General features: G+C 46.4%; 11 protein-coding genes. 7 read left to right on the top strand and 4 right to left on the bottom strand.

Annotated elements, in window-relative coordinates:
- Nucleotides 1–6: 6 nt before the first annotated feature.
- Nucleotides 7–471 (bottom strand): COP23 domain-containing protein, encoded by a 465-nt coding sequence (locus QUA13_RS22195; protein ID WP_333201937.1) that lies wholly within the window; start codon nt 469–471, stop codon nt 7–9.
- Nucleotides 472–815: 344 nt separating this feature from the next.
- Here QUA13_RS22195 and QUA13_RS22190 point away from each other — a divergent pair, with 344 nt between their 5' ends.
- From QUA13_RS22190 to QUA13_RS22165, 6 genes are all read left to right on the top strand, one after another.
- Nucleotides 816–1313: an HNH endonuclease gene (locus QUA13_RS22190; protein ID WP_333189173.1), complete on the top strand. Its 498-nt coding sequence runs from the start codon at nt 816–818 to the stop codon at nt 1311–1313.
- 245 nt (nt 1314–1558) lie between these two features.
- Entirely contained in the window at nt 1559–2833 is a 1275-nt protein-coding gene (locus tag QUA13_RS22185; protein WP_333201935.1) for a bifunctional oligoribonuclease/PAP phosphatase NrnA, read from the top strand.
- 15 nt (nt 2834–2848) lie between these two features.
- Nucleotides 2849–3007: a hypothetical protein gene (locus tag QUA13_RS22180; protein ID WP_333201933.1), complete on the top strand. Its 159-nt coding sequence runs from the start codon at nt 2849–2851 to the stop codon at nt 3005–3007.
- A gap of 556 nt (nt 3008–3563) precedes the next feature.
- The gene (locus tag QUA13_RS22175) at nt 3564–7205 is read left to right on the top strand and encodes a diguanylate cyclase domain-containing protein (protein ID WP_333201931.1); all 3642 of its coding nucleotides are present in this window, start codon (nt 3564–3566) and stop codon (nt 7203–7205) included.
- A gap of 70 nt (nt 7206–7275) precedes the next feature.
- Complete coding sequence (gene sixA / locus QUA13_RS22170; protein WP_333201929.1) at nt 7276–7770, top strand: phosphohistidine phosphatase SixA; 495 nt, start codon at nt 7276–7278, stop codon at nt 7768–7770.
- Nucleotides 7771–8004: 234 nt separating this feature from the next.
- The gene (locus QUA13_RS22165) at nt 8005–9150 is read left to right on the top strand and encodes a citrate synthase (RefSeq protein ID WP_333189178.1); all 1146 of its coding nucleotides are present in this window, start codon (nt 8005–8007) and stop codon (nt 9148–9150) included.
- A gap of 640 nt (nt 9151–9790) precedes the next feature.
- Here QUA13_RS22165 and argZ read toward each other — a convergent pair.
- The 3 genes from argZ to QUA13_RS22150 all read right to left on the bottom strand — a co-directional run bounded on the left by argZ (nt 9791) and on the right by QUA13_RS22150 (nt 16556).
- On the bottom strand, nt 9791–11905 hold the full coding sequence (gene argZ / locus QUA13_RS22160) for a bifunctional arginine dihydrolase/ornithine cyclodeaminase (protein ID WP_333201927.1): 2115 nt from the start codon (nt 11903–11905) through the stop codon (nt 9791–9793).
- A gap of 378 nt (nt 11906–12283) precedes the next feature.
- Nucleotides 12284–15046, bottom strand: a complete 2763-nt coding sequence (locus QUA13_RS22155; protein ID WP_333201925.1) for a PAS domain-containing protein — start codon at nt 15044–15046, stop codon at nt 12284–12286.
- 571 nt (nt 15047–15617) lie between these two features.
- The gene (locus tag QUA13_RS22150) at nt 15618–16556 is read right to left on the bottom strand and encodes a glycosyltransferase (protein ID WP_333201923.1); all 939 of its coding nucleotides are present in this window, start codon (nt 16554–16556) and stop codon (nt 15618–15620) included.
- 311 nt (nt 16557–16867) lie between these two features.
- Here QUA13_RS22150 and QUA13_RS22145 point away from each other — a divergent pair, with 311 nt between their 5' ends.
- Nucleotides 16868–18070, top strand: a complete 1203-nt coding sequence (locus QUA13_RS22145; RefSeq protein WP_333189182.1) for an argininosuccinate synthase — start codon at nt 16868–16870, stop codon at nt 18068–18070.
- Nucleotides 18071–18575: the final 505 nt, after the last annotated feature.

Raw genomic sequence — 18575 nt, 5'->3', positions numbered from 1 at the left:
TGACTATCAATTTACCTTAACCGGCGAAATACTTACATTAGGGTTTTTGACTTTTCTTAAGAGTTCTTGTCGGGCTTGTTCGGGATTTTGCCCTTTGGGTACTTGATATAATAATCTACAGGAACCGTCTTGAGAATTAGCTGCACAAATAATTAGTTGACCGTTGGGAGATGCACCTGATGTGATAATATTCTCCCAGTTGCCTTGCGGTTGCGAGTTGTTGAGAATTCCCGAGACTCGGGTGCACCGAGTAATCGCGTCTTCTCCCGATTCATTGAAATAGTTATCAGCTAGCCACAGAATAACGGGAATATTTTTGCCTTGTTGGACAGCAATTGTAGCTGGGCGGCCGCCAGCAGCGCCGCAGAAGAATGAAGGCGTTTGGGCAAAGGCGGGACTGCTTGCTAAAATCGGAGCAACAAGGGCAAGAATTGACGCGCTAAAAGCTGACTTTAAGAGCCGAAATTCCATGAGCAGTAATAAGCTTTTTCATTTAAGGTTACTAATACTTTAAAAAGTTAGACTGCTTTTTGCCGGGAAGATTAGGCATTTAGGGAAAAAAATAAAATTAATTCTGCAAATTTTTGCCATCGCACGCACTGGCCTCATCTAGGCCAAAACTCAGGGAAAAATGCTACTTGACAAACGCCGGCGGCAGAAAATAGGTGCAGCCACAGTGGGCGCAGGCGCGAAGGTATAGGGTAAAGGTGCGGTTTTTCACCGTTTTTTGCTGAGCCTCGCTCTTCCTGAGGCCGTCCCACCTAAACTCGAACCTGTGTTACCATCGGGAAAAATATTCTCTTTAATAATCAACAATGGGCAATGTTCTGGTGCTGAACGCCTCCTACGAACCCCTTAACATCACCAATTGGCGAAGGGCGGTAGTTTTGTTGCTGAAAGGAAAAGCAGAACAGGTAGAACACAACGGGAAATTTATTGCGCCAAATTTTCCGCTACCAACTGTGATCCGACTGCGGCATTACGTCCGAGTTCCCTATAAGGATATTCCGCTTACCCGCCGGAACATCTTGCACCGGGACGCGCACTCTTGTCAATACTGCGGTTATACCGGGGACGATTTGACGCTCGATCACGTGATTCCCCGATCGCGCGGAGGATGCGACACTTGGGAAAACCTCGCTACGGCGTGCGTCCGCTGCAATGTCAATAAAGGCAGCCGCACGCCAAAAGAAGCGGGAATGCCGCTGCGCTATCCGCCGAGGAAACCTCACAGCGGTCTTTATTTTGAAGTGACTAAACACGTTAAGAGCGGTATGCACAAAGAATGGCAAAAATATGTAATAGGCCTTTAAAACCCCTGTCAGCGCAAGCGCGGGGGTTTTTTGCGGAAGTTCTGATTTCTGAGATTGCTTCCTTCCTCGCAACGCACCCGGGGTGCACGAGTTAAAAAGTTAAAAAGTTAAAGAGAGAATTTACGCTCTTAAATCCGGTTTCTCGTAAGAAGTATTGGCTTTGACAACAAGGCATCTACAAGCAAACCGGGTTTAAAAGCGAATGTCGCGCAAATCCTGAATAGTTAAATTGTTAATTTTTAACAATGAAAGACCATTTCCCTGCTAATTCCGATGAAACATCTGATAACCGCGAAGGTGAGCTTGAACCCAGCATCGAGGTTGTACCCAGAGTGAGTGCGCCTGGGAAACGGCGCAGCAAAGCCGAAGTTGCTTCCGAAGAGAATCGCACCAGTCTCCGCGAGGAATTGCACGATCGCAAAGTTGAGCAATTGCGCCAAATGCTCGATCGGCACAAAGGCACTCGCCAGTTAATATTGCTACAAGATTTTCCAGACCCAGACGCACTTTCAAGCGCTTGGACTTACAAATTAATCGCCGAACAGTACGATATCCAATGCGAGATTATCTACGCCGGCGCCCTCAGCCACCAAGAAAATATTGCCTTAGTTAAATTGACAGGGTTGCCGTTGCAGCGGTGGACGCTGGAAACATTAAAAACTAAGGATTTGTCTGTGTATCATGGCTGCGCTTTCATCGACAACCAAGGGACGACTTGTAACTTAACCCAGTTTATTTTAGCGGCTGGAGTTCCGATCGCTGCCGTCATCGACCATCACAATTTGCAGGGGGAAATGAACGCAGAATTTACCGATTTGCGCCCTCAAATCCGCGCTACAGCCACGATTTTGACCGAGTATTTACAGGCTGGACTTTTAACTCTCGACGGCAGCGTCAGCCTGCACATCAAGTGCGCTACAGCTTTGATGCACGGTTTGCGATCGGATACTAACGCCCTCAGACAAGCTCAGGAAGAGGACTTTTTAGCTGCGGCTTATTTGAGCCGGTTTTACGACCCGCAGTTGCTGAATGCGGTGTTGCTGTCGTCTCGTTCTAAGTGGGTGATGGACGCCATCGAGGGAGCGCTCAAAAACCGCACCGTCCAGAACAATTTTTCGATCGCCGGCATCGGCTACCTCCGCTATGACGATCGGGATTCTATTCCCCAAGCGGCGGACTTTTTAGTAACAGAGGAGAACGTACATACAGCCGTTGTTTATGGAATTGTTCACGACAAAGACGAAGAAATTGAAGTAGTAATTGGCTCGCTGCGAACTACTAAACTCACTCTCGACCCCGACGAATTTATTAAAGAAGCTTTCGGTCAAGATGCTCAAGGACGCTTTTTTGGCGGTGGTAGAAGTCAAGCAGGAGGTTTTGAAATTCCGGTAGGATTTCTTTCCGGCGACAATGAGAATAGCGATTATGCGAGGCTGAAATGGGAAGTATTCGATACCCAGATCAAGCAAAAGTTGCTGAAATTAATTAGTCCTAAAGACAATCCTGTTTACGATCATTAACTCTGGAGTTTGTAGATGCGGTATTTCTTCCAGCAACAGCCTGGGAAAGCGATCGCTGGGTTCGACCTCCGGTTGCTACCAGGTTTTGCCGCGTTTTTTTCTGCTTCCGGGCAAAATCTCAACTTGACGATCGGTCATCTACGCACTCTAACTCTCATCAACCGGGTTTTTTAACTTTTATTGAGGGTTTGAACGAAGTAAGGGGTTTAAAAAACCCGGGTAATTATTCCAGGAATAACAAGAATAAATTTTATTGTTTTCCACAACTACACCAAAGAAACCTTTTTTTAACTATTGCAAATAAAAACAACGAAGTATATTGAAAAACAACAAACTAAATTGCTGGAAAAACTTAGTTTTATATAGCTTACTAAACTCACAATATAATCCTTGAGTTTTAAAAAATCTACAGGGTTATTTTTTTGATATTTCCCAATTAATTGGTTAAATAAATTACAACTTTTTAGAGTTGGTGAGGAAATCTTAGCTAAATTTTTATATAAAAACGTCGCCCAATAAGCCAAATAGAGACGGAAAAACATAAATTATTGGATAATTCACATAAAAAATAAAATTTGTACCATTTCATTAAAGTTTTAATCCAAACATAAAGTGTTGGTTCCGTTCCTCAACCAAACAAGCAGTTGCTACGGCTTAAAACAAATTATTATATTTTTTGGTGGCGGGTTAGAATAGTCAAAAAATGCTTAACAAAAAAAGGAACACGGAGATGTCTACAAAAGAGACTTTCTCTTGGTCATTAGAGAATATTCTAGAAAAAATTACTGAAATTGCACTTCAAATCAACGACTTGGGCGATCTGGAGACAATTTTGCAATGTGCGGTAGAAGAAACCAGGGTGCTGCTGCAAACCGATCGCGTGATTATTTATCGCTACCTACCACAGGGAGATGGCGTAGTATTTGCTGAATCGGTTGATGCTCAGTGGCCGCGAATCCTAGGAAAACAGATTTATGATTCTTGCTTTGAAGCTACCTGGGTAGAGCGTTACAGCCAGGGACAAACTAGCAGCATTTCTGATATTCACAGCGGTCATCTTCAAGCTTGTGATGTCGAATTGCTCGATCGCATCCAGGTTCAGGCAAATTTAGTTGTGCCAATCTTGCTAGATGGCAAACAGCAGCAATCTCAGAAGCTTTGGGGACTGTTGATTGCTCATCAATGCCGAAGTCCGCGTCAGTGGGAACCTCTCGACGTTCAGATCCTGCAACACGTTGCAGTGCTGCTTGGATTGAGGATGCGGCACCTGATATCTCACCACCCGGTGCTGCCGCCAAATCAACCGCCGGAACTCAAAACAGAACCGAATCAAACTGCGATTAATACAGACAGCGCGCCAATAGTCCATGAAAATTGCCTGCAACCAGAGTTTGCCTGTTCCCTGAGCGGGGGTATTGTCCACCTCAGAGCCTTTGAGTTATTGCAAAATCCGATCTGGATATTTGATATTGAGCATTTGCAAATGTGGTGGGCCAACCAAGCATCCTTGTACCTGTGGAATGCTTCTAGCTGGCAAGAACTTGCGAGCCGCAACTTTAGCGATGTGTCAGAGTCTACTCGGATTCGCTTGCAGACATATCTGCAGCAGTTTAAGCAAGGCAAAACCTTGTCCGAGCAGTGGACGTTTTATCCGGGCGGTCAGCCTGTTTCTGTCCGCTGTCGGTGTTCTGGGATCGGGATAGAGAGCGGGCGTTTGGCAATGCTGATCGAGGGTACGGTCGAAAGCGCTCATCAAATGGAGCCGGAAATCCTGCGATCGATCGAGGCACTCCGGCACACCACGCTCATGGTTTCCCTGTACACCCTAGAAGGCTTACCGCTGCTGGAAAACCCGGCGGCCTTGCGCTGTTATGGGGATGCGCTGCACCCTCGCTCTGCGTCAGACAATGCTTTTCTGAGCCACTTTGTTGACCCTCAGGTAGGAGAGCGAGCAATGGGAGTTCAAGGGTACGGCGAGGTCTCGATCACTGAGGCTCAAGTGATTACTCTGGCGGGGATTCGCTGGCACAGGATCGACGTGCGGTGTACCAAAGACCCGGTAACAGGCAACCCGATGTTGGTCGTCAACGAAAATGACATTACCGCTAGTCGCCAGCAAACAGAAACTGCCCTGCAACAGAATGAAACCAGGTTGTCAGAAGCCCAGCGGGTTGCCCACATCGGTAACTGGGAATGGGACGCGATGACGGGTAAAATTACCTGGTCTCCCCAACTATTTAAGATTTTGGGACGCGACAGGGCACTGGGCGAACCTACCTATGAAGAAAACCTGCGGATTTACCATCCCGAAAGTGCCAAACAGCTACACATGGTAGTTCAACGAGCGCTGACTCGGGGAGAGCCTTATCTATTGCGCCTCAAAGTCTTGCGCCCGAATGGTTCTATCCGCCATACCGAAGCCAGAGGACAGGTCGAACTCAATGCAGAGGGACAAGTCATTCGGTTGTTTGGTACATCCCAAGACATTACGGATCTTGTCCAGGCGGAAACAGAACTCAGAGAAATGAGTACAGCTCTTGCTAATGCGGTGGACGGCATCTCGCGGCTGGATATTTTCGGACGGTATATCACCGTTAATCAAGCTTACGCCAATATAGCGGGTTATCAACCTGAAGAAATGGTGGGTATGAATTGGCAGAAAACAGTTCATCCCGAGGACTGCGACAGGATGACGGTGGCTTATCAAAAAATGCGAGCCGAGGGTCGAGTGGAGGTTGAGGCCCGCGGTATCAGGAAAGATGGTTCGATTTTTTACAAGCAATTAGTGATGTTGGCAGCCTACGACTCGCAGGAGCGATCGATCGGGCATCACTGCTTTATGAAGGATATCAGCGATCGCAAGCAAGCAGAAGCAGCATTACAACAAGAGTTCGAGCGTCTGAGTATAGTGATTGCTACCCAACAGAAAATCGCCATCCACAATCCCAATCTCGATGCAGTCATGGCCGTGATTGCAGAGAGGACTCAAGATTTGACCCGCGCCGATGGAGCAGTGATTGAAATTCTGGAAGGGGATGAATTGGTGTATCGGGCAGCCAGCGGTATCGCCACCCCCTATATTGGATTACGGATCAAAGTAGGGACAAGTTTATCGGGAAAATGTATTGCGACGGGGCAAATCATGCTTTGCGAGGATTCAGAAACCGATGCACGGGTAAATCGGGCTGCCTGTGAGCGCATTGGTATCCGGTCAATGGTGGTTGTTCCCTTGTTCTATCAGGACGATCGGGTTGGCGTCTTAAAAGTGCTTTCAGCTACACCCTCTGCCTTTACAGAGTCAGATATCCAGACTTTACAACTGATGGCCGGGTTTCTCGCAAGCAGCCTGCATCTGGCTTCAGAATTTGATGCTAAGAACATTCTCCTGAGTCAATTGCAGGAAAGCGAGGAACGGTACCGTTCTGTGATTATCAGCATGACAGAAGGTGTTGTACTCCAGCTAGCAGACGGACAAATTACTGCTTGCAATGCTAGTGCCGAAAGGATTACCGGGCTGACCCCGGAGCAAATGATGGGGCACACATCGATAGAAGATTTAGACTGGCGAACCGTTCGGGAGGATGGCGAACCGTTCCCAGGCGAACAGCATCCGGCAACGATTACCCTGCGCACGGGACAACCGCAATCGAATGTGGTGATGGGCATTCACAAATCGGATAAAACGCTGACTTGGATTTCGATTAATTCTCAACCGCTGTTCCATCTCAATCAGTCTCAACCCTATGCAGTAGTGACGACTTTTGCTGATATTACAGAACGCAAGCGGGCAGATGAGATGCTAAGACACCGGGCGGAACGAGAAAGATTAATTGCTACGACAGATGGGTTAACACAAGTAGCAAACCGCCGCTGTTTTGATGAGCGGTTGCAGTCGGAATGGCACCGACTGATGCAGGGCAAACAACAGCTTTCTTTGATTATGTTGGATGTAGATTATTTCAAGCGATATAACGATTGCTACGGACATCAAGCTGGGGATACTTGTTTGGTGAAAGTCGCGAAAGCTGCAGCAGCCGCGGTTAAACGTTCTACCGATTTGTTTGTGCGCTATGGGGGCGAAGAATTCGCTGCTATCCTGCCGAATACGGATGCTGCAGGGGCGATCGCGGTTGCGGAGTCGATGCGTCAGGCAATCCGACAGTTGGCAGTCCCTCACGAGCAATCTGATGTGAGATCGATCGTGACCGTTAGCATGGGAATTGCGACTGTGATTCCCTCCTTGGCAACATCACCGGATGAACTCGTTGCCCTCGCCGATCGAGCATTGTACGATGCGAAACGACAAGGGCGCGATCGCTACACAAGCGCAAACCAGATAACGGCGCCAGAGGTCAATCCAGTTGTAGAATAGGCGAAAGAAGGTAGGTATATCCTAGACCGCTCCTAGAAAAATGGGATAAAATGCCTGGAAGTATTGATATATGGTTATTTATCTGATCCGCCACGGTATCGCAGCCTCACCCGAAGAATACGATACAGATTCAGAACGCCCGCTCACTAAAGAGGGCGATCGTAAAACCCGGAAAATCGCCCAGCGGCTGTACGAACTCGAAATTCAGTTTGACCTGATTCTGACCAGTCCCCTACTGCGGGCGCAGCAAACCGCCCAAATCCTGCAAACAGTCGGTCTCAGTTCCAAAATAGAAGAATCCGCCGCCCTCGCACCTTCAGGAGATATCGGGAACTGGCTGGAGTGGTACAAACAGTGGCAGGAAATAGGTAGCCGCAGCTTGGCCCTGGTCGGCCACCAACCAGATTTAGGCCACTGGGCAGAAACTTTGCTTTGGGCTCGATCGCAAGATGCCCTGATTCTCAAAAAAGCAGGTATCATCGGCTTAATCCTCCCGGAAACCGGGTCCCCAGTGGGCCGCAGCCAAATGTTTTGGCTAACTCCGCCCAAGTTTTTGCTGCCCTAGAAACAGCGAACCGCCCTGACAGTAACAGTACGCGCCTGCCCTCTCAAACCCGCATTCTCGGACGCCAAAACCGGGTTTGAGGGGCGAAAATACGCAGCGGTGCGATCGGGTTCTCGGTTGAAAAACCCGTTTTCTGAACCGCAATTAAATGATTATTTGTCAAGACTGTGACACTATCTTGGTTTCTGGTAATGTACTTTTAGTATTGTTCAACTCACACAAAACGGTATCGCAATGGTCGTCGGCGAATTCAAACCAGGTTTAGAAGGTGTTCCCGCCACCTTGTCCAGCATTAGCTACGTCGATGGACAAAAAGGATTGCTGGAATATCGCGGGATTAGCATCGAGGAACTAGCACTGAAAAGTTCCTTTGTTGAAACTTCATATTTATTAATCTGGGGGGTACTTCCGACAAAGGAAGAACTAGAAGCTTTCGAGCATGAAATTCGGTATCACCGCCGGATCAAATATCGCATCCGGGACATGATGAAATGCTTTCCTGAAAGAGGACATCCAATGGACGCCCTGCAAGCTTCAGCGGCCGCCCTGGGCTTGTTCTACTCGCGCCGAGCTCTCCCCAACCAGGGATACATTCGAGAAGCTGTAGTGCGGCTGCTAGCCAAGATTCCCACAATGGTAGCAGCGTTCCAGCAAATGCGACGGGGAAATGACCCGGTGCGGCCGAGGGATGACTTGAACTACTCGGCTAACTTTCTTTATATGCTCAACGAGCAAGAACCCGATCCGCTGTTAGCTAGCATTTTTGACACTTGTCTGACTCTCCACGCTGAACATACAATTAATGCCTCTACATTTTCGGCAATGGTAACAGCTTCGACGCTGACCGACCCTTACGGAGTGATTGCTTCAGCCGTTGGCACTTTGGCGGGGCCACTGCACGGGGGAGCTAATGAAGAAGTGATTGATATGTTGGAGCAAATTGGTTCGGTAGAAAACGTGCGGGCTTTTGTCGAGAAGAGCGTTGCAAATAAAGACAAAATCATGGGCTTCGGTCACCGAGTTTACAAGGTGAAAGATCCGAGAGCAACTATTCTTCAGAGGTTAGCGGAACAGTTGTTTGAGAACTTCGGCCACGACGATTATTACGACATTGCTGTCAAGTTGGAAGAAGTGGTTGAGGAGAACTTGGGTCACAAAGGAATTTATGCAAATGTAGATTTCTATTCTGGTCTGGTTTACCGAAAAATGGGAATTCCCATCGACTTGTTTACGCCGGTTTTTGCGATCGCCCGCGTTGCCGGCTGGTTGGCCCACTGGAAGGAACAACTAGAGGCAAACCGCATTTACCGCCCGACTCAAATATATACGGGAACTCACGGTGCTCCTTATATTGCGATCGAGGACAGACTCCCATCCTAAAGCAAAATTATCAACCCAGATATGTAAATGGCGAGAAGAATTGTTTTGCAAAGTGAAGTGTTGAATTAAACATTGCTTTCGCGTTGCGACTCAGGAAGCAATCTCTCTCTGTCTGCCAAAAGCTGCCGTGCTGGGTTGCACCCCTCTTGTATATTGTGCTGTTTGTTGGCGACAATTGTAAGAAGTGACGATTTTCAGGAACTCCGGTCCTCAGGCTTGCGGGTCTGAGGCTTTTTATTACAATATATAAAGTTGCAGCCGATATAGGGGCGGGTCGATCAAAATCGGTAAAAAGCGCGAAAGAACAAGTAAACCCGCCCCAGCCACGCTCTGATTTACGAATAGCTTTCGATAGAGTGCGATCGCACGCATCGTTTATTACCCTCAGTATTTTACAGCAATTATTCCGTAAAGTTGCTTGTTTGCTCCTGCCCTCTAATTCATCGACTCTCGCTAGATCATCTTCATTTCTGCCTCTTAAAATACAATTTATGAGGTCTATTAATTCCTGTACCTTCGCTTTTTGCCTCAAAATTTCTATGTCTTAGTAAGGTGCGCATTACGCACCCTACTAACCTCTATTCTTCAGTCTCTTACATAGGGACGAAAGTTTGTATAGACGCGGTTTCAACCGCCAAGTCTACACGGATTGAGTTACATGATGGCGACTGGTCAATTTATCCAATTGATTCACCAACAAACTTAGGAACAATCCCACATCGGTCACAACTCCAGTAGATTCGATCGACCCCCGATCGCTCAATTTCGTCACCACCGCCGGATTAATGTCCACACAGACCATCTTCACACCCGCCGGCGTCATATTTCCCACACCAATTGAGTGCAGCATAGACGACAGCATTAACACCATATCAGCACCCCGTAACAGCTCAGTATATTCTTCTTGAGCCTTAACTAAATCCATTTGCGTGTCGGGAAGCGGCCCGTCATCGCGGATCGAACCTGCAAGAGAAAAGGGTATATTATGCTTCACGCACTCGTACATCACACCGTTAGTAACCAGGCCTGCTTCAACAGCTTTTGCAATACTCCCGTAACGCCGTACAGTGTTAATTATTTTCAGGTGATGGCGGTGTCCGCCGCGCACCGCTACGCCGCGTTTCATGTCAACCCCTAAAGAAGTTCCCATATTCGATTGTTCCATGTCGTGAACTGCGATCGCATTTCCGCCCAACAACGCTTGTACGTAACCTTCGCGAATCAAATGCGCTAAATGTTCGCCACCGCCGGTGTGGATGACAACAGGCCCCGCCGTAACTACAACTTTGCCACCGCGATCGCGAATTTGGCGCAATTCCCACGCTACTTGTTCCACTACCAATTCGACGCGGCGTTCGCTAGAAACGCTGCCCGACATAAAGCTGAATTCTTGAGAATTGCGCTGTTCCCGCGATTCTGTTTTGCGGATGGTGCGGATGCCAACCACATCAACAACTACTTTTTCACCTACTTTTAAATCGCGCAATAATTTGCATTTTGCCACTGGGCCTTCTGCCGCTTCTGTAATAGCTACTGCTCCATCCATCCGCTGATTTTGTACCTTCACCCACTGGTTATTTACCCGCACTTCCGTGGGATAAATCGTACTCACATAAAAGTCGTCCGGGCCGACGCCATCTTGCACTACCGGTTCTAAAATAGCGTCGCAAATCTCTTGGGGCGGGGGCACTGCACCCAAGTCAATCAGCAGTCCCATTATTTCTTCCATCACATCGTGGGAAGGAGCCGAAACTTTAACGTCCGCAGATGATGTGCTTTGCCGCTGCTCTCCTAAATTGAAATTGAGCACTTGGAAACTGCCGCCGTTTTCGATAATTAAGTCTAAAGCGCGGCTGATTAAACCGGCATCGAGCAAGTGACCTTCCATGCGAATTGTGCGGCTTTCTACCATCACGTTTGCCGATCGATCTTCTTGCACAGGTTCCGTTACCCGCAGCGTCAAACACTTAGCAGCACCGCCAGCTTTGAGGAATTCGCTCAGCGGCGTTTCAATCACTTGAAAATCGGCCTTAGTGATGCGCGTTTTCAAGGCTTCGCTAACCTTGTTCATTACCACAATTTTGTCAATATTGACGGCATTGCAGGCAAAATTTGCGGCATCTGCTTCTTCAATGGCAATGCGTTTTTCCGGCGCAACTCGCATTTCAATTAAGCGGTTTGAGTACGAGTCAAATGCTGCTGGATAGTAAAGCAAATAGCCGCCTGTCAGGGGACAAAAACAGGTATCTAGGTGATAGAAACGTTCGTCAACTAAACGCAGCGAAAGCACTTCAATGTTGAGCCATTTTGCTAGTAACGGGTGCGAGTCTAGTTCGGAACGGAAGCCGTATCCGGCCCACAACCAGCGTCCTTCGCGATCGAGCAAAGCATCGCCAGCGCCCTCAAACGGCAAGTCTTTCGGGAGTTCGTGCACGGTGAAACCTTTGCTTTCAAACCATGCTTTGAAATAGGGTTCTTCGCCTTGGCGTTCTTTGTGATAGAAACGGCTGAGGACGAAGGTATTGCCTAACAGCAAGCCTGCGTTGGCGGTGAAAACCATATCCGGCCAGCCTTTTTCGGGCGGTACGAGGTCTACCACCGCGTTGTCTTTGAGGACGTGGTAGAGTTTTTCCCACTGTTCGACGGCGCGATCGCGCGATGATTTGTGGACATTTCCCTCCATCCACGGATTAATCACGTAGTCTACATCGTAGTGGTCGGGAGCGCACATGAGGAAGCGAATTGAGTCAGTCATAATTCAGTTAAAATGTGGTAGACGCTACAGCAGACGTATGTTGACAGAGTTTGTATAATAGCAACTGTAATATTTACTACTAATTTTAGCAGCGCAACGTCTGGAGCCTCAAAAGGCTAACTCTTTATTTTATCATGTTTAGGATGACATTAAACTAAATGACAGGTCGTTCACAGGAAATACTAGATAACATGTCAGGTTATGACGCACCATAGAATAGGTTCTGATAGACGATTAATATAATTTTTGTTGAATTGCCCCCAATCTGACGGTAGGGGCGCGTTTACGCTCGTTTCTGGCTAATATTATAGATTGTTGGTAAACCGGCCCCTACAAAAATTATGGTTAATTTAGCGGACAGGATATAACAGCTTAATCCTAACTTTTAACTTTCAACTTTTGGAAAATCGGCAGTTCGATCGCAAATTCTGTCCCCCGGCCAACTTCTGAATGACACTCCAACTTACCGCCGTGGGTGTCTTTAACAATTTGGTAACTAATCGACAACCCCAAACCAGTGCCGCTGCCGATCGGTTTGGTAGTAAAAAACGGGTCAAACATCCTTGACTGCACTTCGGGACGGATACCGGGCCCGCTGTCAGAAATTCGCACGCACACTTGATTGTCGCTGCTGACTTCAGTAACAATGCGAATTTGGTTAACTTTGCAAGTACAGTTTGCTGATGACTCTTCCACAGCGTCGATCGCATTCGACAGTAAATTCATAAATACCTGGTTTAATTGAGCCGGATAACACTCGACTTTTGGCAGTTCGCCGTAATTTTTAATAACTTGAATTTCCCCACGTTTTACCTGTGACTGCAATCGGTGCTGCAAAATCACCAAAGTGCTCTCTATCCCTTCATGGATATCTATTACTTTGCGCTCTGTTTCGTCGAGTCTTGAAAAGTTTCGCAAAGACAGCACGATCTGCTTAATGCGGTTAGCACCTTCTTGCATTGAAGCCAGGATTTTAGGAAAATCCTCAGCGATAAAATCTACTTCTATTTCTGCCAATCTTTCGTCAATTTCGGCAACTGGTTCGGGATAGTGTTGCTGGTAGAGAGCGATTAATTCTACCAAATCGCGAGCGTACTGTGCGGCGGGAATAATATTGCCGTAGATGAAGTTGACGGGGTTATTAATTTCGTGGGCTACTCCCGCTACCATTTGCCCGATAGTTGACATTTTTTCGGCTTGAATGAGCTGGGATTGAGCATTTTTCAAGTCTTCCAGAGTTTGTTCTAGCTGTTGCGCTTTTTCTCGTTCTCGCTGTTCGCTAATTTGCAAAGCTGCTTCGGCTTGTTTGCGATCGCTAATATCCATGACTGTTCCCAACAGTTTGATTACTTCTGCGGTTTCGTTAAAAACAGCTTCTCCCCTTCCTTCCAGGTATAGAATTTGCCCGCTGGGGTGCAAAAATCGGAACTCTTTTTTGTAGGAAATTCCTTGTGATATAGTGAGGTTGACAGTTTGTTGGAACAAGTCTCTGTCGTCGGGATGACACATCTTTAAAAGTTGGGCAGATCTTGGTTCAGTTGCGGTTGAGTCAAGACCAAAAATGCGGAATACTTCTTCTGACCAAGTAATTTTTTTAGTGACTAAATCAAATTCCCAACTGCCGATATGGGCAATTTTCTGGGCTGCTGCTAGACTAGCTTCGCTCTGCTGAAGTTTAAGTCGCTGTTTTTTATCTTGTTCGAGAAGATTGGCTTGAGCGATCGCAATTCCCATTTGTGCCGCCACACCTTTCAATAATCCGATCTCATCTTGCGTCCAGTGGCGGGGGCGATCGTACTGGTGCAAGCATATCATTCCGTTAGCTTTTCCCTGGTAGGAAGTGCGGATAGATATCATCGACTTCAAACCTATTTGAGAGTACAATTCTCTGACGTTTTCTAGCAGAGGTTCGGCAAAAACATCATCAGAAGCTACAGCTTGATCTTGGGACAACAAAAACTGAGTGTGACGATTGCCCTTTACGGGTATTTCTACATCTAAAAGCGATTGAGACGCGGTTTTACTGTACTCAGCCACATTAAAAATGCGGGGATTTGGGTGTTCTGTGTAGGTGTGAATCAAGCAGCAATCGGCATTAAAAATTCGACCTATTTGGGCCGCCACTGTTTGAAAAATTTGATCCTGCTTTAAGCTGTAGCGAATTTCCAGAGTAATTGTTTCTAGCAGAAATCTTTGCTTGATTTGCCGTTCTAAAGCAGCTAAAGCTGTTTTAAGTTCGAGTTCAGCTTGTTTGCGCTCGCTAATTTCAGTAGCAGTTCCCAGAATTTTCCAAGGTTTGTCGTCCGCTGTTCTGGCAAAAACGGTATCCCGACTCAAAAACCAGCTATATTCACCGTTTTTGTGCTGAATTCGGTACTCAAACTCAAAGCTTTCGCCGTCTTTTGCTGTCTCAATCCTGCTCATGTGTTCTGACAATCTTGGCAAATCGTCAGGGTGTATTAAGTTATGAATAAATGCTCCTGCCATCTGTTGTATTTCTTCAAGGCTGTAGCCAATATCGCTATAGATTTCGCGGTTAATATACAGAGTTCGCTGTTCTATCAAATCGTAAACGTACAAAAGATTAGGATTCGTTTGAATTACTGCCGACAGCCAGCGTTGGCTGTCTCGGAGTTCTGCTTCGATGCGCTTGCGTTCTTCTATTTCTGCTTGCAGTCGCGCATTTTGTGCTAAAATTTGCTTATAAAGTCGGCTCAGGAGCAGTTGATTTTCGACGCGGCTCACCACTTCTTCTATTTGAAATGGTTTAGTAATGTAGTCTACCGCCCCCAGCGAAAAAGCTTTTACTTTATCAAAAACTTCATGTAAAGAACTGATAAAAATCACAGGAATATCTTTGGTTTCCGGACAAGCTTTTAGCTGTTCGCAGACTTGATAGCCATCCACACCTGGCATCAGGATGTCCAGCAAAATCAAATCCGGTGGACTCGATAGAGCAAAGTTGAGAGCCAATTTGCCATCCCGTGTCGGCCGAACTTTATATCCCCGCTTAGACAAAAGCTGGGATAAAAGCCGCAAGCTTTCTGGGTGGTCGTCCACCATTAAAATATTTTCTTGTAAGACAGTGTTTTGAAGTGTAAGAGTTTCTAGTCTTGGATTTTTACCGTCAGTTGTATTCACAGCAGACCTCGAACTATTAAATTTTATATGTGGGAATATTTTTAAAGCTATTAACCGCTTGTACCTCAAACTTGCCGGGAAATTAGCACAACTATCGGCTATATATAGCGTACTCCTAAATCATCTATCATGATATCAAAAATAAGCGTCCTTTGAAAATATTTGCGGATCAAATTATCGCAGTCAATCGAGAGAAAAGCAGAGCTTGCTCAAAGCACAGGCTAAGCAAGCAACTTTGATTAAACATAAAACTTTTACAGTGTCTATAACCCGGTTTCGCCTGCATTTACCGAGTGACTCGGTGTTAGGTTTTTTCAGTATATCTACTTACTCTAAACGCCAACTAAACCAGCCATGACTATTCGTGTCAACTTAAGACTAAAATCCTTTGTCTGTCTTGTTTGTATCCAAGTCTTGAACCCCCTAAATTGCCCTTTTTAAGCAGGGCTAGGGGGATTTAGGCATAATTGTAAAACAGTATACCGTTACTACATTGGAGCTTAAATTGACACCAATACGCCCTGAAAAACTCCTACAAAATCTCATATTTTATTTGCGCCATCGGGCTGATTTATGGTATCTTTGTCTCGGTCTGCAATTCCCCGCTTGCGGCGTACACGGCTTTAACGTTATACCAATTAAGAAAAATCCGAGCAATTTCTAAAGCTAACTGCGGCTTTCCCTGGTCAATCAACCACTGCAAAAAAGGAGTCATCGTCCGCTCGTTCAGCATCCCGCCCAATGATAAAACTCCCCACAGTATTTGGTGCAAAAAAGTCATTTGTATCATCATTCGCACTTCCCAACTTGGGTGTTTTTGATAAAACAGAACTCCCATTCTGCCCCGCTGAATTTCTCTGTCAATCATGCCGGGAATTTGCTCTAAACTAAAAGGTGGATGCCAGTGATATCCGACAGCAGCCGGACATTTAATCAGTTTCAAACCTAATTTTTTTAACCTGACACCCAATTCTAAATCTTCCCATCCGTACAGTTGAAACCGAGTGTCAAACAGTCCAGCAGCCAGCAGCCAGTGGCGGGCGATCCCCACATTTCCCGTAGCAAAATAAGCCGCCGAAAAATCCGTTATTTTGTAAGGTTCGGAAGTAGGATTGTCGAAATTGCAAGTATTAATCACGCTGCCGTAAGTAAAAACCGCATCAGTATCTTTGTAACCCTGTAGCAAAGCATCGGCGTGTGCTTGCAAAAAATGCTCTGTTACCACCAAATCGCTGTCAATAAAAATAATCGTATCGCCCTTAGCATCTTCAACGCCCAAATTCCGGGCCGCCGCCGGGCCTTGGTGACATTGGGCGATCGATCGCACGTGAGGCAACAAGTCCGCATCTGCCGCCAACCACTCCAGCGTCCCGTCCGTCGAGCCGTCGTCCACGACAATTACTTCATACTCTCTGACAATCTCACCGAACTGCTGATTTTCCAAAGCCAGCAGACATTTTGCCAAAATCGGTTTACGATTGTACGTCGGAATCACAACACTAAAAAACACGCTTTTTCCCCATTGCCACAGTTACCGTATCCCACGGTAACAGATTTTCCGCAGCAACTCCTCCGCAAAATAGCAAAGTTTAGCAAAAAAAGAATATATAAATCTGTACTATTTCTGACAAGAATCGATGTCAATTAGGTGCATAATGAAAAGTCGGTTAAATCGGATATCTTGCACCATTCTCAGAAACAGGCTTTCGGGCCTGTTCCACACAAATTAAATTTTCTTGTGGGTTGGGCATCTTGCCCGCCCCGGAGCGGGATTATAGTAAATGGTGCAAGATGTCAGTTAAATTCAGGATGTAAATAGCAATGAGTCGCGCTAAAAAAGTTGTGCTAGCATATTCGGGCGGAGTCGATACCTCCGTCTGCATTCCTTACCTCAAAAACGAGTGGGGTGTGGAAGAGGTAATTACTCTGGCCGCGGATTTGGGACAGGGAGACGAATTAGAACCGATCCGCAAAAAAGCTTTGGCATCCGGTGCTTCGGAATCGCTGGTAATCGATGCTACCGAGGAATTTGTCAAAAACTATGCGTTTCCAGCAATTCAAGCTAACGCACTTTACGAAAATCGCTATCCCCTTTCTACGGCGCTGGCTCGCCCGCTAATTGCTAAATTGTTAGTAGAAGCTGCGGAAAAATACGGTGCAGATGCGATCGCCCACGGGTGTACGGGTAAAGGAAACGATCAAGTGCGGTTCGATGTGTCGATCGGCGCGCTCAATCCCAAGATTAAAATCTTAGCACCGGCGCGGGAGTGGAAAATGAGCCGCGAGGAAACGATCGCATACGGCGAGAAATGCGGCATTCCGTCGCCCGTGAAAAAATCTTCGCCTTACAGTATCGATCGCAACTTGTTGGGAATGGCAATTGAAGCCGGAATCCTCGAAGATCCTTGGGCGGAACCGCCGGAGGAAGTTTATTTGATGACAAAGGCGATCGAGCAAACTCCCGACACACCCGAATATATTGAAATCGGTTTCGATTGCGGAAATCCTGTCAGTTTGAACGGCAAAGATTTATCACCAGTCGCCTTAATTTCCCAACTCAACGAAATAGTTGGAAATCACGGAGTCGGGCGCATCGACATGATTGAAAACCGCTTAGTCGGAATTAAATCGCGGGAAATTTACGAAACACCAGCGATTTTAGTTTTGATGCACGCGCACCGGGACTTAGAAAGTTTGACTCTGACAGCAGATGTAACGCGATACAAGCGAGGCATCGAAGAAACTTACAGCCAAATGATTTACAACGGTCTTTGGTACAATCCTTTGAAAACAGCTTTAGACGCATTTATTCAGGATACGCAAAAGCGAGTAACTGGAACTGTGCGGCTCAAACTGTTCAAAGGCAATGCCACAATTGTCGGCCGCAAATCCGAAAATTCCCTGTACAGTTTCGACTTAGCAACTTACGGCGCAGAGGACGAATTCGACCACAAAGCCGCCGAAGGTTTTGTCTACGTTTGGGGACTGCCAACCCGCATTTGGTCGGAGAAAAATAGGGGTTAGTGTTAATTACAATCGGATTAGAAAGCCGATGTTAACCCGCCGAATCGAATTCGAGGCTACACAAACCAAGTCCGGATGGTGCGCGGACTAAGAGTAAGGTGCGCAATGCGCACCTTATTTGCTAAATCATTGCTAGCGAAGATATTGTGCTGAATTAACCATGCTATAATAAGTATAAAATTCAACTCCTGGAAATATACCAAAATACCTGACAATTACAGAAGCGCAACAACAACTGCCAAAGTAGCGCGATGACTTAGCAGCAGATCCAGCTATCATCACTAAGGATGGAAAATCGGCAATCATTGTGCTCAGTTTTAAACAATTTGAATCTCTGTTAGAAACCATATAAATTATCTACGGTCGCGAATTTATTGCCCAGTTGCAATGCGGCCTTCAACAAACCCATAGGGGAAAAATAATAGACTTAAGCTGTTGCACATTTAAACTGTGATACAAGCATTACCCTTATTTTTGATTTTGCGACTCCATTTAATTATTAATT

The sequence above is a fragment of the Microcoleus sp. S28C3 genome, from assembly GCF_036700785.1.
GTDB lineage: Bacteria > Cyanobacteriota > Cyanobacteriia > Cyanobacteriales > Microcoleaceae > Microcoleus > Microcoleus asticus.
The sequence above is the reverse complement of the archived record's forward strand: the minus strand, read 5'-3'. Positions and strand labels throughout refer to the sequence as shown.